Source organism: Burkholderia sp. JKS000303, from assembly GCF_002563755.1.
Classification (GTDB): Bacteria; Pseudomonadota; Gammaproteobacteria; order Burkholderiales; family Burkholderiaceae; genus Burkholderia; species Burkholderia anthina_B.
The window spans coordinates 237,760-253,373 of sequence record NZ_PDBZ01000001.1 but is presented as its reverse complement, the minus strand read 5'-3'; the positions used below and the strand labels follow the sequence as shown (position 1 = coordinate 253,373).

The 15,614-nt window shown below is 69.4% G+C and carries 18 protein-coding genes; 13 read left to right on the top strand and 5 right to left on the bottom strand.

What is annotated here, in order from left to right; genetic code table 11:
* Positions 1 to 7 precede the first annotated feature (7 nt).
* From mdcC to BX604_RS01110, 8 genes are all read left to right on the top strand, one after another.
* The gene (gene mdcC / locus BX604_RS01145) at positions 8 to 322 is read left to right on the top strand and encodes a malonate decarboxylase acyl carrier protein (protein ID WP_098549199.1); all 315 of its coding nucleotides are present in this window, start codon (positions 8 to 10) and stop codon (positions 320 to 322) included.
* Positions 319 to 1,254: a biotin-independent malonate decarboxylase subunit beta gene (locus BX604_RS01140; RefSeq protein ID WP_098549198.1), complete on the top strand. Its 936-nt coding sequence runs from the start codon at positions 319 to 321 to the stop codon at positions 1,252 to 1,254. Before mdcC ends, BX604_RS01140 begins: the two co-directional genes overlap by 4 nt.
* Complete coding sequence (gene mdcE / locus BX604_RS01135; protein ID WP_098549197.1) at positions 1,241 to 1,948, top strand: biotin-independent malonate decarboxylase subunit gamma; 708 nt, start codon at positions 1,241 to 1,243, stop codon at positions 1,946 to 1,948. Before BX604_RS01140 ends, mdcE begins: the two co-directional genes overlap by 14 nt.
* Positions 1,935 to 2,603 (top strand): malonate decarboxylase holo-[acyl-carrier-protein] synthase, encoded by a 669-nt coding sequence (gene mdcG, locus BX604_RS01130; RefSeq protein WP_098552665.1) that lies wholly within the window; start codon positions 1,935 to 1,937, stop codon positions 2,601 to 2,603. The genes mdcE and mdcG overlap by 14 nt, the downstream gene beginning before the upstream one ends.
* Positions 2,600 to 3,472, top strand: a complete 873-nt coding sequence (gene mdcB, locus BX604_RS01125; protein ID WP_098549196.1) for a triphosphoribosyl-dephospho-CoA synthase MdcB — start codon at positions 2,600 to 2,602, stop codon at positions 3,470 to 3,472. The genes mdcG and mdcB overlap by 4 nt, the downstream gene beginning before the upstream one ends.
* Positions 3,469 to 4,401 carry a malonate decarboxylase subunit epsilon gene (gene mdcH / locus BX604_RS01120; RefSeq protein WP_098549195.1) on the top strand — a complete coding sequence of 311 codons (933 nt, stop codon included), beginning with the start codon at positions 3,469 to 3,471 and terminating at the stop codon, positions 4,399 to 4,401. Before mdcB ends, mdcH begins: the two co-directional genes overlap by 4 nt.
* Before the next feature lie 161 nt (positions 4,402 to 4,562).
* Complete coding sequence (locus BX604_RS01115; RefSeq protein ID WP_098549194.1) at positions 4,563 to 5,084, top strand: phospholipase D-like domain-containing protein; 522 nt, start codon at positions 4,563 to 4,565, stop codon at positions 5,082 to 5,084.
* Positions 5,085 to 5,259: 175 nt separating this feature from the next.
* The gene (locus BX604_RS01110; RefSeq protein ID WP_257146265.1) at positions 5,260 to 5,928 is read left to right on the top strand and encodes a phosphoribosyltransferase; all 669 of its coding nucleotides are present in this window, start codon (positions 5,260 to 5,262) and stop codon (positions 5,926 to 5,928) included.
* Here the strand turns inward: BX604_RS01110 and BX604_RS01105 are convergent.
* Positions 5,915 to 7,138: a polyhydroxyalkanoate depolymerase gene (locus BX604_RS01105; protein WP_098549192.1), complete on the bottom strand. Its 1,224-nt coding sequence runs from the start codon at positions 7,136 to 7,138 to the stop codon at positions 5,915 to 5,917. The genes BX604_RS01110 and BX604_RS01105 overlap by 14 nt on opposite strands.
* Positions 7,139 to 7,307: 169 nt before the next feature.
* Between BX604_RS01105 and BX604_RS01100 the strand changes: the two genes are divergently transcribed.
* Positions 7,308 to 7,937, top strand: a complete 630-nt coding sequence (locus BX604_RS01100; RefSeq protein WP_098549191.1) for a glutathione S-transferase family protein — start codon at positions 7,308 to 7,310, stop codon at positions 7,935 to 7,937.
* A gap of 354 nt (positions 7,938 to 8,291) precedes the next feature.
* Complete coding sequence (locus BX604_RS01095; RefSeq protein WP_096502972.1) at positions 8,292 to 8,489, top strand: hypothetical protein; 198 nt, start codon at positions 8,292 to 8,294, stop codon at positions 8,487 to 8,489.
* Between the two features lie 108 nt (positions 8,490 to 8,597).
* Here the strand turns inward: BX604_RS01095 and proP are convergent, their stop codons facing one another.
* The gene (gene proP, locus BX604_RS01090) at positions 8,598 to 10,082 is read right to left on the bottom strand and encodes a glycine betaine/L-proline transporter ProP (protein ID WP_098549190.1); all 1,485 of its coding nucleotides are present in this window, start codon (positions 10,080 to 10,082) and stop codon (positions 8,598 to 8,600) included.
* Positions 10,083 to 10,623: 541 nt separating this feature from the next.
* Between proP and BX604_RS01080 the strand changes: the two genes are divergently transcribed.
* Positions 10,624 to 10,956: a YnfA family protein gene (locus BX604_RS01080; RefSeq protein WP_098549189.1), complete on the top strand. Its 333-nt coding sequence runs from the start codon at positions 10,624 to 10,626 to the stop codon at positions 10,954 to 10,956.
* A 43-nt stretch (positions 10,957 to 10,999) separates the two neighbouring features.
* On the opposite strand, the gene dnaQ is transcribed toward BX604_RS01080, so the two are convergent.
* Genes dnaQ through BX604_RS01065 form a run of 3 tightly spaced genes read right to left on the bottom strand, consistent with a single transcriptional unit; the run spans position 11,000 to position 13,025 of the window.
* Complete coding sequence (gene dnaQ / locus BX604_RS01075) at positions 11,000 to 11,734, bottom strand: DNA polymerase III subunit epsilon (RefSeq protein ID WP_098549188.1); 735 nt, start codon at positions 11,732 to 11,734, stop codon at positions 11,000 to 11,002.
* A 38-nt stretch (positions 11,735 to 11,772) separates the two neighbouring features.
* The gene (gene rnhA / locus BX604_RS01070) at positions 11,773 to 12,216 is read right to left on the bottom strand and encodes a ribonuclease HI (RefSeq protein WP_098549187.1); all 444 of its coding nucleotides are present in this window, start codon (positions 12,214 to 12,216) and stop codon (positions 11,773 to 11,775) included.
* Positions 12,213 to 13,025 carry a class I SAM-dependent methyltransferase gene (locus BX604_RS01065; RefSeq protein ID WP_098549186.1) on the bottom strand — a complete coding sequence of 271 codons (813 nt, stop codon included), beginning with the start codon at positions 13,023 to 13,025 and terminating at the stop codon, positions 12,213 to 12,215. Before BX604_RS01065 ends, rnhA begins: the two co-directional genes overlap by 4 nt.
* Positions 13,026 to 13,043: 18 nt before the next feature.
* On the opposite strand from BX604_RS01065, the gene gloB reads away from it, so the two are divergent.
* Both gloB and BX604_RS01050 read left to right on the top strand, forming a co-directional pair.
* The gene (gene gloB / locus BX604_RS01060) at positions 13,044 to 13,850 is read left to right on the top strand and encodes a hydroxyacylglutathione hydrolase (RefSeq protein ID WP_098549185.1); all 807 of its coding nucleotides are present in this window, start codon (positions 13,044 to 13,046) and stop codon (positions 13,848 to 13,850) included.
* Positions 13,851 to 14,012: 162 nt separating this feature from the next.
* The gene (locus BX604_RS01050) at positions 14,013 to 15,593 is read left to right on the top strand and encodes a transglycosylase SLT domain-containing protein (RefSeq protein ID WP_098549183.1); all 1,581 of its coding nucleotides are present in this window, start codon (positions 14,013 to 14,015) and stop codon (positions 15,591 to 15,593) included.
* The last annotated feature ends 21 nt before the right edge of the window (positions 15,594 to 15,614 follow it).

The following is a 15,614-nucleotide window of genomic DNA, read 5'->3' as shown; positions in this document are numbered from 1 at the left end:
AGAGGGCATGGAACAGTTGAACTACCGCTTCACCGCGCGCGATCGCGCGAAGGGCGAGCTGGCTACGGCGCTCGTCGGCGTGGTCGCGTCCGGCAATCTCGAAGTGCTCGTCGAGCGCGTGCTGCCGGGCAATGAATGCGAGATCGACATTCGCACCGCGGCGGTCGGTTTCGGCGCGGTATGGCAGGCCGTCGTGTCGGACTTCGTCGAACGGCGCACGCCGGGCGGCCTGAAGCTGTCGATCAACGACGGCGGCGCGCGGCCCGACATGGTGTCGCTGCGGCTCGCGCAGGCCGTGCGCGCGATCGAGGGGGACGCATGATGACCGACGTGATTCACGATGCACCGGCGTTCGTCGCGAACGGTGCGAGCTGGTACGAGGCGTCGGCGCGCCAGCGCGTCGACGGGCTGCTCGACGCGGGCAGCTTCACCGAATTTCTCGGGCCGGGCGAGCGCGTGACGAGCCCGCACCTGCCGCTGTTCGACCTGCCGCAGCAGTTCGACGACGGGATGGTGGTCGGCCACGGCCGGCTCGACGGCCAGCCGGTGTTCGTCGCCGCGCAGGAAGGCCGCTTCATGGGCGGCGCGTTCGGCGAAGTGCACGGCGCGAAGCTCACGGGGCTGCTGCGCGCGGCGCGCGAACTCGGCACGCCCGTGCTGATCCTGTTCGATACGGGCGGCGTGCGGCTGCAGGAAGCGAACGCGGGTGAGCTGGCGATCGCCGAGATCATGCGCGCGCTCGTCGAAGCGCGCGCGGCCGGCGTGCCGGTGATCGGGCTGATCGGCGGGCGCGCGGGTTGCTACGGCGGCGGCGGTCTGCTCGCCGCATGCTGTTCGGCGCTCGCGGTGTCCGAGCAAGGCCGCATCAGCGTGTCGGGGCCTGAAGTGATCGAGACCAATCGCGGCGTCGAGGAATTCGATGCGAAGGACCGCGCGCTGATCTGGCGCACGATGGGCGGCAAGCACCGCCGGCTGATCGGCGGCGCGGACCGTTACGTCGCGGACACGCCCGGCGCGTTTCGCGCCGCCGCGCTCGAACTGCTCGGTCGTGCGCCGGCGTTCGACACGGCGATGCTGCGCGCGGAGCAGGCGCGTCTCGAAGCGCGTGTCGAACGGTTCGGCGCATGCAAGGATGCACTCGACGTGTGGCGGGCGCTCGGCGCGGACAAGCCCGAAGCGATTCCCGGCATGCCCGACGACGAATTCGCGAAGCTGGCTGATCAATTGCAGGAGCCGCAGCATGACGCTCGATGAAGTACTGACCTCGCTGTTCCCCAACGGCCATTCGATCGCGCGAACCGGCGGCTTGCTCACGGGCCACGCGGAACTGGCCGGCACGCGCGTCGACGTGATCGGCGTCGCCGACCGTTTGCCGTTCGGCATCGACGAAGCCGTGACGCTCGCGTCGCACGTGCTCGACACGATCGAGCGCGGCGGCGACACGCCGATTCTCGTGCTGGTCGACAGCGACAGCCAGCGGATGAGCAAGCGCGACGAACTGCTCGGCCTGAACGAATGCCTGTCGCATCTCGCGAAATGCCTGATGCACGCGGAGCTCGCCGGGCACCGCACGATCGGCCTGCTGTACGGCCATACGGCCGCGGGCGCGTTCATCGCGACCGCGCTCGCGACGCGCACGCTGCTCGCGGTGCCGGGCGCGGAGCCGGAAGTGATGGACCTGCCGTCGATGTCGCGTGTGACGAAGCTGCCGATCGACGTGCTGAAGGAAATGGCGCGCTCGACGCCGGTGTTCGCGCCGGGGCTCGACAACCTCGTGAAGATGGGCGCCGTCGACGCCGTGCTCGATCCGGCCCGCGCGCTCGACACGCAGGTCGGCGCATGGCTCGGCATGCCGGCCGAGCGCGTCGATGGTCGTGCGGCGCGCGGCCGGCCGGTCGCGGCCGACGTCGCGCAGCGCGTCGAGGCACTTGCGCGTGCCGCACGCTGACCCACCGCTGCGCCGCCACACGCTCGTCACGCTGACGGCGGACGGGTGGCGTGACGCGGGTGCCCGCGATCCGGCGCTCGCGGCTGATGCGCTCGTCCAGGCGTGGGCTGCGCACGGCTGGCCGCTCATCGTGCGCCGCGCGTCGCCCGACGAGGCCGATGCCGGTCGCGTGCCGCTCGGCTTGCCGCTGCCGCCTGCCGCGGGCAAGCGGCGCGTCGCGCTGAACGTCGCGGCCGACGCGCTCGCGTCGGTCGGCCCGCTGCCTGCGCTGGTCGACGTACTCGCCGCCGCCCCCGATGCATGGCATGCGACGCTACGTGAACTGGATGCGCTCACCGCGCGCTGCGGCGTGCAGGGCCGCGTGTTCGGCAGCCTCGCGTGGCAGGCGCTGACGGGCGAGCGCTATCTGAGCGAATCCTCCGATCTCGACATGGTTGTTCCGCTGCCGGACGCCGCCTTGCTCGCGCCGCTGCTCGACGGGCTGGCCGACATCGACGCGCGCGCGCCGATGCGCATCGACGGCGAACTGCTGCGCGGCGACGGCGCGGGCGTGAACTGGCGCGAATTGCATGCGCGGCTGCCCGAAGTCGCGGTCAAGACCGCGATCGCCGTCGAATTGATGTCGGCCGACGCATTCACGGGAGGCGCGCAATGAATGCCTGGGCTGCTTGCCGCGTAGCGGCGCCGTCCGATGCCGAGCGCATCGCCGAGCTGGCGGAGCGCAGCCTCGTGCTGGAAATCGAGACCTATCCGAAGCCGGGGCTCGTCAGCCACGTCGACACCGGCAGCCACGCGGACATGGATGCCGCGACGTTCGAACGCAGCGCGGCGGTATTGCGGCCGTACTTCGCGGAGCTGGCCGACGCCGGCGCACGCGACGCGGACATGGCCGTGCTGCGCAAGATCGGCCTGCGTGCGGAACACGCGATGCTGGCCGCGACCGGCGGCGTCAATACGCATCGCGGCGCGATTTTCGGGCTCGGTCTGCTGTGTGCGGCCGCGGGCCGGCGCATGGCGCCCGGCCCGACGCGCGTGGCCCGCACGATGACGCTCGGTGCATGCGTCGCGCAGCGCTGGGGCACCGAGATCCTCGGCGGCCCGCGGCTGCCCGACAGCCACGGTGAGCGGGCGAGCCGTCGCTATGGCGTGGGCGGCGCACGCCGCGAGGCGGCCGACGGCTTCACGACCGTTTACCGCGTCGGGTTGCCGGCGCTGCGCCGCGCCCGGCACAGCGTGCCGGACGACGCACATGCCGCGCGCGTCGACGCGTGCTTCGCGCTGATCGCCGCGCTCGACGATACCAATCTGCTGCACCGGGGCGGCCAGGCCGGCCTCGATTTCGCGCAGGCGACCGCGCGTGCGTTCGTCGCGCGCGGCGGCGTCCGCGCCCGCGACTGGCGGTTGCACGCGGTCGCGGCGCACCATGCGTTCGTCGCACGCCGGTTGAGCCCGGGCGGCGCGGCCGACCTGCTGGCGATGAGCGTGTTCGTCGATGCGCTCGAAGCGGACGGGGAGGGGCGATGACGCTGGCGATCCTGTGTTCGGGGCAAGGCGCGCAGCGCGCCGACATGTTCGAATTGACCGGCACGGCGCCGCAGGCCGATGCGCTGTTCGCGCACGCGGGCCGGCTCCTTGGCGACGATCCGCGCAACTGGGTGCGGACCGCCGCACCGGACGCGCTGCGCGAGAACCGCGCCGCGCAGATTCTCTGCACGGTGCAGGCGCTCGCGGCGGCAGCGCTGCTCGATGCGGTATGGCCGCGCCGTCGCTGCGTCGCCGGCTACAGCGTCGGCGAAGTCGCGTCGTGGAGCGTCGCGGGAATGATCGATCCGCGCGACGCGCTCGACCTGGCCGATGCGCGTGCGCGAGCGATGGATGCCGCGAGCGGGGGCGATGAACGGATGGCGTTCGTGCGCGGGCTGACGCGCGCGCAGCTCGCGCAGCTGTGCGACGGCCGCGATGCGGCGATCGCGATCGCCAATCCCGGCGACGCGTTCGTGGTCGCCGGGCGCCAGGCCGACGTCGATGCGGTGGCCGACGACGCGGTGCGCGACGGTGCGCTGCGCGTGGCGCCAGTCTGCGTGCGGATTGCGTCGCACACCCGCCGTCTCGCGTCGGCGGTGCCCGTGTTTCGTGCGTCGCTGGCGGCGGTGAACGTGCGCCGGCCGCTGCCGGGCACGCGGCTGTTTTCGGGGATCGACGGCGCGTCGGTGCTCGATGCCGATGCGGGGCTCGACAAGCTCGCGCGGCAGATCGCGGAGCCGGTCGAGTGGGCGGCCTGCCTGGCCGCGTGCGTCGAGGCCGGTGCGACCGCGTTTCTCGAACTTGGCCCCGGCCGCGCGCTGGCCGAGATGGCGAGCGGCGCGTATCCGGCACTGCCGGCGCGCAGCGTCGCGGATTTCCGTTCCGTCGACGGCGTCGCGAACTGGCTCGCACGCGTGTCGGCCGGCTGACGGGCGGCACGCCGGCCGCGCGAAAACCTCGCCAATCCACCGCGAAACGGGCGCCGAAATCGGGCTCGAAACAGCCCGGCGACCGGCCGTCGCACGTCGGGTGTTGCGCCGGCGCAGCAGCGTTGCAGCGAGCGCTTGCCACGCGAATTGGCGTCGCTACAATGGCGCCCGCCATGAGACCCGTCGCCTTCCTTTTCGCCGCGCTCGGCTGCGCCGCGACCGCCCACGCCAGCCCGATTCCGTCCGACGCCGCCTCGGTCGGCGCATACTTTTCGTATGACAATGCGGCGGCCGATGCGACCGTCGACCTGATCGGGCAGGCCCAGCGCCGCGTGCTGCTGGCCGGCTACGCGTATGTGCCGCCCGCGGTCGCGGCGGCGCTGCGTGCGGCGTGCTTGCGTGGCGTCGAAGTGCGTGTCGTGCTGGTGCGCTCGTCGCAAGCCGGCAAGTACAGCGGCGCAGGCTATCTGAAATCGGCCGGCGTCGACGTGGCGATCGACTCGCGGCACGGCGACCCGGCACCGCGCTTCGTGATCGTCGACGACAGCGTCGCGCTCACGACGCTGTCCGACGGCGCCGCGGTGCATGCGGAAACGGTGAACGTGTTCCAGCGTGCCCCTGAACTCGCGCAGTCGTATGCGCAGTCGTTCTGGCGGCTGTATCGGCAGGCGGCCGGGCTCTGACCCACACGCCGGCCCGAACGAACAGCGCGCCATCCTTCCTTCTGTGAACGCGCCAACCGGCCTCTCGCCGGTGCGGTTGCGACCCTGCTTGCATCGGCGTGGCCGATGAACCATGCTCGTTGGACAGGCGCCGGTGCGGGCTGCGCGGATCCGGCGCCACGGCAGGGAGCCGATCGTGACCGAGTATTTTGCCGATCGTGCGGACGCGGGCCGTCAGTTGGCCGACGCGCTGCACGACTATGCGGGGCGACGCGACGTCGTCGTGCTCGCGTTGCCGCGCGGCGGCGTGCCGGTCGCATTTCCGGTCGCCGTTGCGCTGCGCGCGCCGCTCGACGTGCTGGTCGTGCGCAAGCTCGGGGCGCCGTCCGATCCCGAGTTCGCGATGGGTGCGATCGCGACCGGCGGGGCAGTCCACCTGCAGCGCTCGGCGATTCGTGCACTGGGCGTGACCGGCGCACAGCTTGCCGACGTGATCGCGCGCGAGACCGACGAACTGCAGCGTCGCGATGCGCTGTATCGCGGCGCCCGGCCGCCGTTGCCGGTCGACGGCCGAATCGCGATCGTGGTCGACGACGGCGTCGCGACCGGCGCATCGATGCGCGTTGCGCTACAGGCGCTGCGCGAGCGTCATCCGGCGCACATCGTGGCCGCCGCGCCCGTTGCACCGGCCGGCACCCGGCATGCGTTCGACGATCTCGCCGATGCGTTCGTGACGGTGTCGCAACCGCTGCGGTTCTTCGGGATCAGCCAGTTCTACGCGCGTTTCGAGCAGACCGAGGACGACGAAGTGCGCGCGCTGCTCGACGCGGCCCGCGCCCGGGACGACAGCGCTACGTCCGCCTGACCCTGCGCCGGCGTGTTCCGGTGCGCTCGGCTTCGGCCAGCGCGAACACGCGCTGCAGCGCTGGATGGACGTCGCCGTGCCAGCGCGCGCCCGTGAACAATCCGTAGTGATCGCATGCGGCGATGTCGATGCGGTGACGTTCGCCGGCCGCGAGGCCGCGGCACATATCGAGTGCGGCATGCGTCTGCCCGGCGCCGGTGACGGCATCGCACGCCCCTTCGACGGTCAGCAGCGCGACGCCGCGCAGCGCGGCCGGCTCGACGCGCCGGCCGCCCACCGCCCACGTGTCGTTCGCCAGGCACATCCGCTGGAACACGATATCGACGGTATCCAGGAAGTACTCGGCCGGCATGTCGAGCAGCGCCGTGTATTCGCGCAGCGCGCGCCGCGCGTCGGCCAGCCCCGTCATGTCGAAGTGCGACGCGGCGCGCGCGTAGTCTTCGATCAGCAGCAGGAAGCGCTGCGGATACAGCAGCGCGATCTCGCCTTGCTGAAGATAGGTCGGGAACACGTGCCGGCCGTGGCCGGGAAAGCAGGGCGGCACGATGTCGATCAGGTGGCGGCGGCACCACGTCAGCGAACGGGATGCGGCAGTGGTGCCGAGCGATGTCGGATTGACGCGCGCGTCGAGCGGGCCGCCGATCAGCGTGATGCTCGCCGGCGGCGGCAGGCCGCGCGCGGCGCGCAGCGCGAGAGCGCCGAGCGCGGGCACGGTGGCCTGGCATACGGCGACGACGTGCAGCGGCCGGTCATCCTGGACGAGCGCATCGACGAAGCCGTCGAGCGTCGCCACGTACTCGTCGAGCCCGAAGCGGCCCGACGCGACCGGGATGTCGCGCGCATTGACCCAGTCGGTCACGCACACGTCGCCGTCGGCCAGCAGCGTCTCGACGCTCTCCCGCATCATCACGGCCGCGTGCCCGGCGAGCGGCGCGCACAGCAGCACCGTGCGCTGCGCGTTCTCGCGCGCGAAGCGCCGCAAGTGGCAGAACGGCGTGCGCGCGACCAGCCGTTCGTCGACGGCCGGCCGCCGGATATCGAAGCGCGGCGCTCCGGCGGGCGGCCCGAGCAGCGGCTCGAACAGGTCGTCGTAGCACGACGACGCGGCGTGCGGCAGCGTCGTGGCCGGCCACGCATCGAACGCATGACGCGTCGCCGCGCGCCATGCGCGCATCCATTCCCGCTGCTGCTCGACGACGGCGTACCACATGGAGAACCTTGACGCGGAAGGGGCGTGAATCTGCATTATGGTCACTCCAGCCGCGCAGCGGGTGTCGGATACGTGACCGAATGATCTGCGTTAAGCGTCGTCGCGCTAGGCGGCGTCGCGCGGCGCTGCTACAGTCGTCGGTCCCATTCCCTCACGTGGAGCGTTTGCGATGAAGCTGATCGGCATGCTGGATTCCCCGTTCGTGCGCCGTGTCGCCATTTCGGCGAAGCTGCTCGACCTGCCGTTCGAACACGAGTCGATCTCGGTGTTCCGTCACTTCGACCGGTTCCGGACGATCAACCCGGTCGTCAAGGCGCCGACGCTCGTGACCGACGATGGCACGAAGCTGATCGACTCGTCGCTGATCGTCGATTACCTCGACCATCGCGTCGCGCCGGAGCGGCGCCTGCTGCCCGACGCCGCCGATGCGCGGCTGCGCGCGCTCGTGCCGGTCGGCTTTGCGCTGGCGGCGGCCGAGAAGACGGTGCAGGTCGTGTACGAGCAGGCGCTGCGGCCGGCCGACAAGCAGCACGCGCCGTGGCTCGAGCGCGTGCTGAGCCAGCTGGAGGCTGCGTACGGCGAACTCGAGCCGCTCGTCGCAGCTGCGAACGACTGGCTCGGCGGCGCGCGCCTGCTGCAGTCGGACGTGACGGTGGCGGTCGCGTGGCGCTTCACGCAGTACATGGCCGCCGAATATCCGGCGCTCGGCCGAATCGATCCGGCCCGTTATCCGGCGCTCGCTGCACATTCAGTGCGTGCCGAGGCGTTGCCGGCGTTCGTCGAGACGCCGCTGGACTGACGCTGGCGTCTCGATTGTGTCGGCCGGCGAGGGCGGGGCTGTGCGCCGCAGCGGTGAGATCGGCGTGCAGCCCGGCGGGATCGGTGCAGGCACCACCCGGTACGCATCGCCCCGTTGACCGTCATCCGGCATGCGGCGCCACGCTTTCATGCGACGCCGCTTCCGGAAATTCGCGCTGCGTCGATCCTTTTGCTCGACCGAGCCGACCACGCGTCGCCCGCTCGGCCCCGCCGGACAAGGGAATCGTCGATTGTTCGCAGCCGCCGACAAGTGACTTCGCATTCGCGCTGTTTATCCGGACGAGTCCCGTCCCTAGAATCCACTCCATCGAATATGCATTGCCTGATGGAGCCGATGATGAGAGCGCTGATCGAATCGAGCCTGTACCACCCGTCCGTCGTGTTGCCGCTTGCCGCGCTGACGCAGTTGATGGTCGAGCGCGATTTCAATCTCAGCCAGGTCGGGTTGATCGTCGCCGCGCGTGGCGCGCAGGCTGCGGTGTCGCGTTCGCGCGCGCTGATCTTCTGCCGTCACTGCGAAGCACACGCATGAGCGGGCCTCTGCCGCGCACATAAAAAAAGCCCGACTGGCGCAAGCCGGTCGGGCGGATCGGATTCGATCGAGCCCCGGCTTCGGCCGGGGCTTTTTCATGGGCGACGCTCAGGCACGCGCGGGCGTCCCGACGCTGTAGATTTCCGCGGCGTCGTCCTCGCGGAGCTGGCGCACGAGCTGGTGTGCCTCGCGGCGCGACGCGACGGCCGGCGGCGAGCCCTTGAGCGGCTGGCGCGCGGTTTCGGCGAGCGCGACGACCGACACGATGCCGATCACGGCGGCGCCCATCATGTAGTACGCGGGCATCATCAGGTTGTGGGTGACGTCGACGAGCCACGCGGTCATCAGCGGCGTCGTACCGCCGAACAGCGACACCGACACGTTGAAGCCGATCGCGAGCGCACCGTAGCGGATCTCGGTCGGGAACAGCGCCGGCAGCGCCGACGGCATCACGCCGGTGAAGCACGACAGCAGCACGCCGAGGATCAGCAGGCCGGCGAACACCGATGCAGTGGTGCCCGCATGAATCAGCATCATCGACGGGATCGACAGCACGAGCAGGCCCACGCAGCCGGCGAGCATCACCGGCTTGCGGCCGACCTTGTCCGACAGGCGGCCGGCGGCGAGCGTCAGCGGCATCATCAGCACCATCACGATCAGCACGAGCACGAGGCTGTGCGACTCGTCGAGGTGCAGCGTCGACGACATGAAGCTCGGCAGGTACGACAGCACCATGTAGTCGGTCACGTTGAAGATGAGCACGAGGCCGACGCAGAGCAGCAGCGCGCGCCAGTTGCGCATCAGCGTTTCGCGGAAACGCGTCTTCGGCACGGCCTTGTCCTGCGCTTCACGCTCTTCGGCCTGGCGCTTGAACGCGGGCGTTTCCTCGAGCTTCATCCGGATGTACAGACCGATCAGGCCGAGCGGGCCCGCGATCAGGAACGGCACACGCCAGCCCCACGACAGCAGCGCTTCCTGCGACAGCGACGCGGTGAGCAGCGCGACGACGCCAGCGCCCATCACATAGCCGATCAGCGTGCCGAACTCGAGGAAGCTGCCCATGAAGCCGCGGCGCTTGTCGGTCGAGAATTCGGCGATGAAGGTCGCGGCGCCGCCGTATTCGCCGCCGGTCGAGAAGCCCTGCACGAGGCGGGCGACCAGCAGCAGCACGGGCGCCATGATGCCGATCGACGCGTAGCTCGGAATCAGGCCGATCGCGAAGGTGCCGACGGCCATCATGATCATGGTGGCGGCGAGCACGCGCTGGCGGCCGATGCGGTCGCCGAGCGGGCCGAACACCATGCCGCCGAGCGGGCGCACGAGGAACGCGGCCGCGAACGTGCCGAAGGTCGCGAGCAGCTGCGCGGACGGGCTGCTGGACGGGAAGAACACTTTGCCGAGCGTGACGGCGATGTAGCTGTAGACGCCGAAGTCGAACCATTCCATCGCATTGCCGATGGCCATCGCGCTGACGGCGCGCTTGAGCAGGCTCTGGTCGACGACGGTAATGTCATCCGCGGCGAGCGGGGCCTCGGCGGACGACGGGGAGGAAGAAGCAGCGGTCGGGCTGACGTGTGTTGCGGTCAAGGTCATGCACTCCTTTGACTGCGCCGGAACGGGCGGGCCGTCCGACACGGTTTGCCGGCAAGCGCGATGTCGTGTGCTGCGCGTCGGGGCAAGCCTTTAAGCACTTACTGCACATTGGGCGGCAAGAAGCTGCAAGGGACTGCTTCGACGCGGGCCCGATGGGCCGTCGCGACGGTGCGCTCATGAAGAATGGGCCGCGTGATGCGAGCGGCAGATGCCGGTGCGGACACAGTGTCCGGCGTTCCGGCAAGCGCCCCGGAGGGGCAACGAAACGAGAAAAGCGGGCCTGTCGGGCGGGCTTTCCTGTGGGTGCAATTTCGGTCGAAGCACCGGCCCGCAACGCGCGGACGGACTCCTTTCGAAATCGAATAGACAGAGATTGAATGTTGAAACAGGCCACATGATAGCACGATGGCAGACGATCGTGCAAATTGCCCGGAATCCCCCGTGTGGCGGGGCTTCCGGCGGGACCGGTTCCGGTATGATCGGCGGCGCGCGGCGGGGTCGCGCCGCCCTCTGGACGTGGGCCGAATCTGCGAGGAACCGGATGACCGAACTGATGAAGATCGCGGCGCTGTTCGCGGTCACTGCGCTGGCCGAAATCGTCGGCTGCTACCTGCCGTGGCTCGTGCTGAAGGGCGGGCGGCCCGTGTGGCTGCTGGTGCCGGCCGCGCTGTCGCTGGCCGTGTTCGCGTGGCTGCTGACGCTGCATCCGAGCGCGGCGGGGCGCACATATGCCGCGTACGGCGGCGTGTACATCGCGGTGGCGCTGATCTGGCTGCGGGTCGTCGACGGTGTCGCGCTGACCCGCTGGGACGTGGCCGGCGCGGTGCTCGCGCTCGGCGGGATGGCCGTCATCGCGCTGCAGCCGCGCGTGTGAGCGCGGCTGCAGGCTCGGCCGCTATGGCCGCCGAGGCGCCGCGTCAGGCGGCTGCGGGGGTGTCCGCGTCGGCGCTCTTGCGCCACACGCAGGTGCCCTTGACCGACTTGTCGAGTTCGTCGAGCTGGGTCTGGTGCGCGGCGAGCTCGTCGTCGCTCGCGGCGAGAACGGGCAGGTCGAGGGACGCGAGCGAGATGCGCTGGCCATTCGCGGCGCCGCCGGCGGCGTCCGCGTCGTCGAGCATGTCGATCACGAGGCTGTCCTGGCCGCGCGTCATCGCGAGATAGACCTCGGCGAGCAGCTCCGAGTCGAGCAGTGCGCCGTGCAGCGTCCGGTGTGCGTTGCTGATGTCGAAGCGGTCGCACAGCGCGTCGAGCGAGTTGCGCTTGCCCGGGAACATCTGCTTGGCTTGCACGAGCGTGTCGATCACGTCGCCGCAATGCTCGGTGAACGGCGGCAGCCCGAGCCGTGCGAATTCCGCGTCGAGGAACCCGAGGTCGAACGGCGCGTTGTGGATGATCAGCTCGGCGTCCTTCACGAAGTCGCGGATCTGGTCGGCGACTTCGGCAAATTTCGGCTTGTCGCTGAGGAATTCGGTCGTGAGGCCGTGCACCGCCAGTGCGCCCGGATCGCTGTCGCGCTCGGGGTTCACGTAGATGTGCAGGTTGTTGCCGGTGAGCCGCCGGTTCAGCAGCTCGACGCAGCCGATTTCGATCAGGCGATCGCCCGTGCGGGGATTCAGGCCGGTGGTTTCGGTATCGAGAATGATCTGGCGCATGTCGGATAAATCAGGAAAGACAGTAGGGCGGCCTGGGCTCAGGCCACGAGCGATTCGACGCCGCGATTCGCGAGCGCGTCCGCGCGTTCGTTTTCGGGGTGGCCGGCGTGGCCCTTCACCCAGCGCCACTCGATCTCGTGCTGGGCGACGAGGGCGTCGAGCCGCTTCCACAGATCGGCGTTCTTCACCGGCGTTTTCGCCGCGGTGACCCAGCCTTTCTTCTTCCAGCCGTGGATCCACTCGCTGATGCCTTTCTGCACGTATTGCGAGTCGGTATGGACGATCACGCGGCACGGCCGCTTCAGCACCTCGAGCGCGGCGATCACGCCCATCAGTTCCATGCGGTTGTTGGTCGTGTTGGGCTCGCCGCCGAACAGTTCCTTTTCGCGGTCGCCGTAGCGCAGCAGCGCGCCCCAGCCGCCGGGGCCGGGATTGCCCTTGCAGGCGCCGTCGGTATAGATGTCGATGGTGTCGGTGGTCATGAGTGTTCTTGATGAGAGGTCGGGGTGGCCGCCGGCGTCAGGCCCGGCGCGAGCACGGGCTTCTTCTTCCTGATCTGGCCGACGAGGCGCATGCCGCGCACGCGCTTGACGGCCGTGACCATGTAGACGGCGCCGAAGATCGGCCACCAGCGGTCGCCGGCGGCTTCCATGAAGCCGTAGCGGGCAAGCCATTTGTCGGTGACGAGCGGCGGACGGTAACAGCCGAACCGGCCGCGCTCAAGATCGAAGCCGAGCAGCTTGATCCAGTCCTTGAGCCGGATGAACGCGATCTGGTCGCGCGCGGCGGGCACGAACGGTCGATTGGCCATCCGGCCGAACGATTGCCGCATCCCCCACAGGCTCAGCGAATTGAAGCCGGTGATCACGAGCTGGCCTTCCGGCATCAGCACGCGCTCAGCCTCGCGCAGCAGGCGGTGAGGGTCGGACGTGAATTCGAGCGTGTGCGGCATCACGATCAGGTCGACGCTCTGCGACTCGAACGGCAGGTCGAGCAGGTCGCTCCAGGTCGTGCTGCGATCGGCCGGCGCATGCTCCGGTGCGTGCGCTTCGCGCGCCCACGGGTACTGGTACGGCGCGCTCGCGCCGCTGGCCGGATCGAGCACGAGCCCGCGATACGGCATGCGGTTCTCGCGCAGCGCGTCGAGCTGCGGCAGCCCGAGCTGCAGCGCGTGAAATCCGAAGACGTCGGACACGATCCGGTCGAGCTGCGCCTGCTCCCAGCCCAGTACGTAGCGGCCGGGCGGCGAGTCGGTCCAGGCGGGCCAGTCTATAATTTGTCGGTCAGACATAACGATGATTGCGCGCCCATGAACGAGCTGGAATACGTGCCGGTACCGGCATTCGAAGACAACTATATCTGGCTCGTCTCGGACGGCCGCGATGCGATCGCCGTCGATCCGGGTGAAGCCGCGCCGGTGCGTCGGGTTCTTGCCGAACGCGGCTGGCGGTTGACCGCTATTTTACTCACGCACCATCACGCCGACCATGTCGGCGGTGTCGCGGCACTGCGCGATAGCCAACCGGACAATGTGCCGCTGACCGTTTACGGCCCGGCGGCAGAAGCGATCGGCGTGGTCACGCACCCGCTCGCGGGCGGCGATCGCGTGACGCTCGACGCGCCCGCGCTCGCCTTCGACGTGCTCGACGTGCCGGGTCACACGCGCGGCCATATCGCGTACTTCCAGGCGGCCGGGCAGGGCGCCGCGACCCCGCACGTGTTCTGCGGCGACACGCTGTTCTCGTGCGGCTGCGGCCGCCTGTTCGAAGGCACGCCTGCGCAGATGCTCGCGTCGCTCGACGCGCTCGCGGCGCTGCCCGGCGACACGCGCGTGCATTGCGCACACGAATACACACTGTTGAACATCCGCTTCGCGCTTGCGTGCGAGCCGGGCAATGCGGCACTCGCCGCCTGGCGCGACGATGCGCAGGCGCTGCGCGCGCGCGGCGTGCCGACCCTGCCCACGACGATCGCGCACGAGCGCGCGGTGAACCCGTTCATGCGGTCCGACAGCGGCGCCATTCGCGCGACGCTCGAGGCCGAGCTTCACGAAACGGTGTCGGATCGCCTGACGGCCTTCACGCTGATGCGCGAGTGGAAGAACCGCTTCCGATGACCCATTCCCGAGGCATTCCGGAGGACTCCAAAGCTCAGGTGGTGCCTGTAAAAATTGCTCCAAATGTAGGATTTCGCTGAGTTTTCGGTGTTTTTATTGACGTGAAGCACGCACTTCCGTAGTATCGCCTGCAATTTCCAGCCGTCGGAAGCCGAGATTTTCATGCGACTTATATTGAGCGCGCTGATGGTTCTGCTACTCGCCGCTTGTGCGAGCCAGGGCCCTGTCGCGAACAACGCCGCCGATTCGCAGGCGACGTCCACCTACCTCCGTAAATCAGCCACCGCCAAAGAAACTGTCGACGTCGACAAGCAATCTGTCGGCGACCTGACCAGTGCAGACACCGATCTCTGGGCGCGCATTCGTCGCGGCTTCCAGATGCCGGACCTGCAGAGCGACCTCGTCGACATGCAGACGACGTGGTACACGCAACGCCCGGATTACGTGCAGCGCATGACCGAGCGCTCGCAGAAATATCTGTACCACATCGTCGAGGAGCTCGAAGCGCGCCACATGCCGACCGAGCTCGCGCTGCTGCCGTTCATCGAGTCCGCCTACAACCCGCAGGCGCTGTCGGTCGCGAAGGCGGCCGGCATGTGGCAGTTCATGCCCGGCACGGGTCGCACGTACAACCTGAAGCGCAACATGTGGCAGGACGAACGACGCGACGTGCTCGCGTCGACGAGCGCGGCACTCGACTATCTGTCGCGCCTGCATGACATGTTCGGCGACTGGTATCTCGCGCTGGCCGCGTACAACTGGGGCGAAGGCAACGTGCAGCGCGCGATCGCGCGCAACCAGGCGGCCGGCTTGCCGACCGACTACCAGAGCCTGCGGATGCCGAACGAGACGCGCAACTACGTGCCGAAGCTGCAGGCGGTGAAGAACATCATCGCGAATCCGCAGCAGTACGGCCTTTCGCTGCCCGACATTCCGAACCACCCGTATTTCGTGACCGTTACCACGTCGCACGACATCGACGTCGCGGTGGCCGCGAAGCTCGCGAACCTGTCGCTCGACGAGTTCCGCTCGCTGAACCCGTCGTTCTCGAAGCCGGTGATCCTGGGGGCGACCGAGCCGCAGATCCTGCTGCCGTTCGACAACGCGGCGGCGTTCGAGAAGAACCTGAAGGCGTACAACGGCCAGCTGTCGTCGTGGACCACCTACACGGTCAGCGAGCGTGCGCGCCCGGCCGCGATCGCCGAGAAGATCGGCGTCGACGCCGATACGCTGATGTCGGTCAACAAGATTCCGGCCGGCATGCGCCTGAAGCCGGGCTCGACGATCGTCGTGCCGCGCAGCGACGACGACGACGAGGACATCAGTGCGGACGTGGCGGAAAACGCCGTGCTCGCGATGGAGCCCGACGTGCCCGACACGCGCAAGATGCTGATCCGCGTGCGCCGCAAGCAGTCGATGGCGGCGCTGGCCGGCCGCTACGGCGTGTCGATCGGTCAGTTGAAGGCGTGGAACCGCACGCACCGCGATCTGGTGATGCCGGGTCAGGCGATCGTGCTGCACGTGCCGGTCGGCCGTGCGGTGCCGGCCGAGCCGGGTCCGGAGCGGATCGCGACGTCGGTCGGCGGCGCGCATATCGAGCGTGCGAGCTTGGCGGTCGGCGGCAAGCGCGGTGCGAAGCACGGCGCCGCGAAGCCGGCGGCACGCACCAAGGCGGCGCCCGCGAAGGCCGCGCCGGCCAAGGTGGCACCGAAGGCGGCTGCCCACAAGGGCAAGAAGAAGTAACGCGATACAATCGCATCGCGG

What these genes read in the sequence shown, in the direction of transcription:
- mdcC (WP_098549199.1), top strand. Translation starts at nt 8, where the DNA reads ATGGAACAGTTGAACTACCGCTTCACCGCGCGCGATCGCGCGAAGGGC.
- BX604_RS01140 (WP_098549198.1), top strand. Translation starts at nt 319, where the DNA reads ATGATGACCGACGTGATTCACGATGCACCGGCGTTCGTCGCGAACGGT.
- mdcE (WP_098549197.1), top strand. Translation starts at nt 1,241, where the DNA reads ATGACGCTCGATGAAGTACTGACCTCGCTGTTCCCCAACGGCCATTCG.
- mdcB (WP_098549196.1), top strand. Translation starts at nt 2,600, where the DNA reads ATGAATGCCTGGGCTGCTTGCCGCGTAGCGGCGCCGTCCGATGCCGAG.
- mdcH (WP_098549195.1), top strand. Translation starts at nt 3,469, where the DNA reads ATGACGCTGGCGATCCTGTGTTCGGGGCAAGGCGCGCAGCGCGCCGAC.
- BX604_RS01115 (WP_098549194.1), top strand. Translation starts at nt 4,563, where the DNA reads ATGGCGCCCGCCATGAGACCCGTCGCCTTCCTTTTCGCCGCGCTCGGC.
- BX604_RS01105 (WP_098549192.1), bottom strand. Translation starts at nt 7,138, where the DNA reads ATGTGGTACGCCGTCGTCGAGCAGCAGCGGGAATGGATGCGCGCATGG.
- BX604_RS01100 (WP_098549191.1), top strand. Translation starts at nt 7,308, where the DNA reads ATGAAGCTGATCGGCATGCTGGATTCCCCGTTCGTGCGCCGTGTCGCC.
- BX604_RS01095 (WP_096502972.1), top strand. Translation starts at nt 8,292, where the DNA reads ATGATGAGAGCGCTGATCGAATCGAGCCTGTACCACCCGTCCGTCGTG.
- proP (WP_098549190.1), bottom strand. Translation starts at nt 10,082, where the DNA reads ATGACCTTGACCGCAACACACGTCAGCCCGACCGCTGCTTCTTCCTCC.
- BX604_RS01080 (WP_098549189.1), top strand. Translation starts at nt 10,624, where the DNA reads ATGACCGAACTGATGAAGATCGCGGCGCTGTTCGCGGTCACTGCGCTG.
- dnaQ (WP_098549188.1), bottom strand. Translation starts at nt 11,734, where the DNA reads ATGCGCCAGATCATTCTCGATACCGAAACCACCGGCCTGAATCCCCGC.
- rnhA (WP_098549187.1), bottom strand. Translation starts at nt 12,216, where the DNA reads ATGACCACCGACACCATCGACATCTATACCGACGGCGCCTGCAAGGGC.
- BX604_RS01065 (WP_098549186.1), bottom strand. Translation starts at nt 13,025, where the DNA reads ATGTCTGACCGACAAATTATAGACTGGCCCGCCTGGACCGACTCGCCG.
- gloB (WP_098549185.1), top strand. Translation starts at nt 13,044, where the DNA reads ATGAACGAGCTGGAATACGTGCCGGTACCGGCATTCGAAGACAACTAT.
- BX604_RS01050 (WP_098549183.1), top strand. Translation starts at nt 14,013, where the DNA reads ATGCGACTTATATTGAGCGCGCTGATGGTTCTGCTACTCGCCGCTTGT.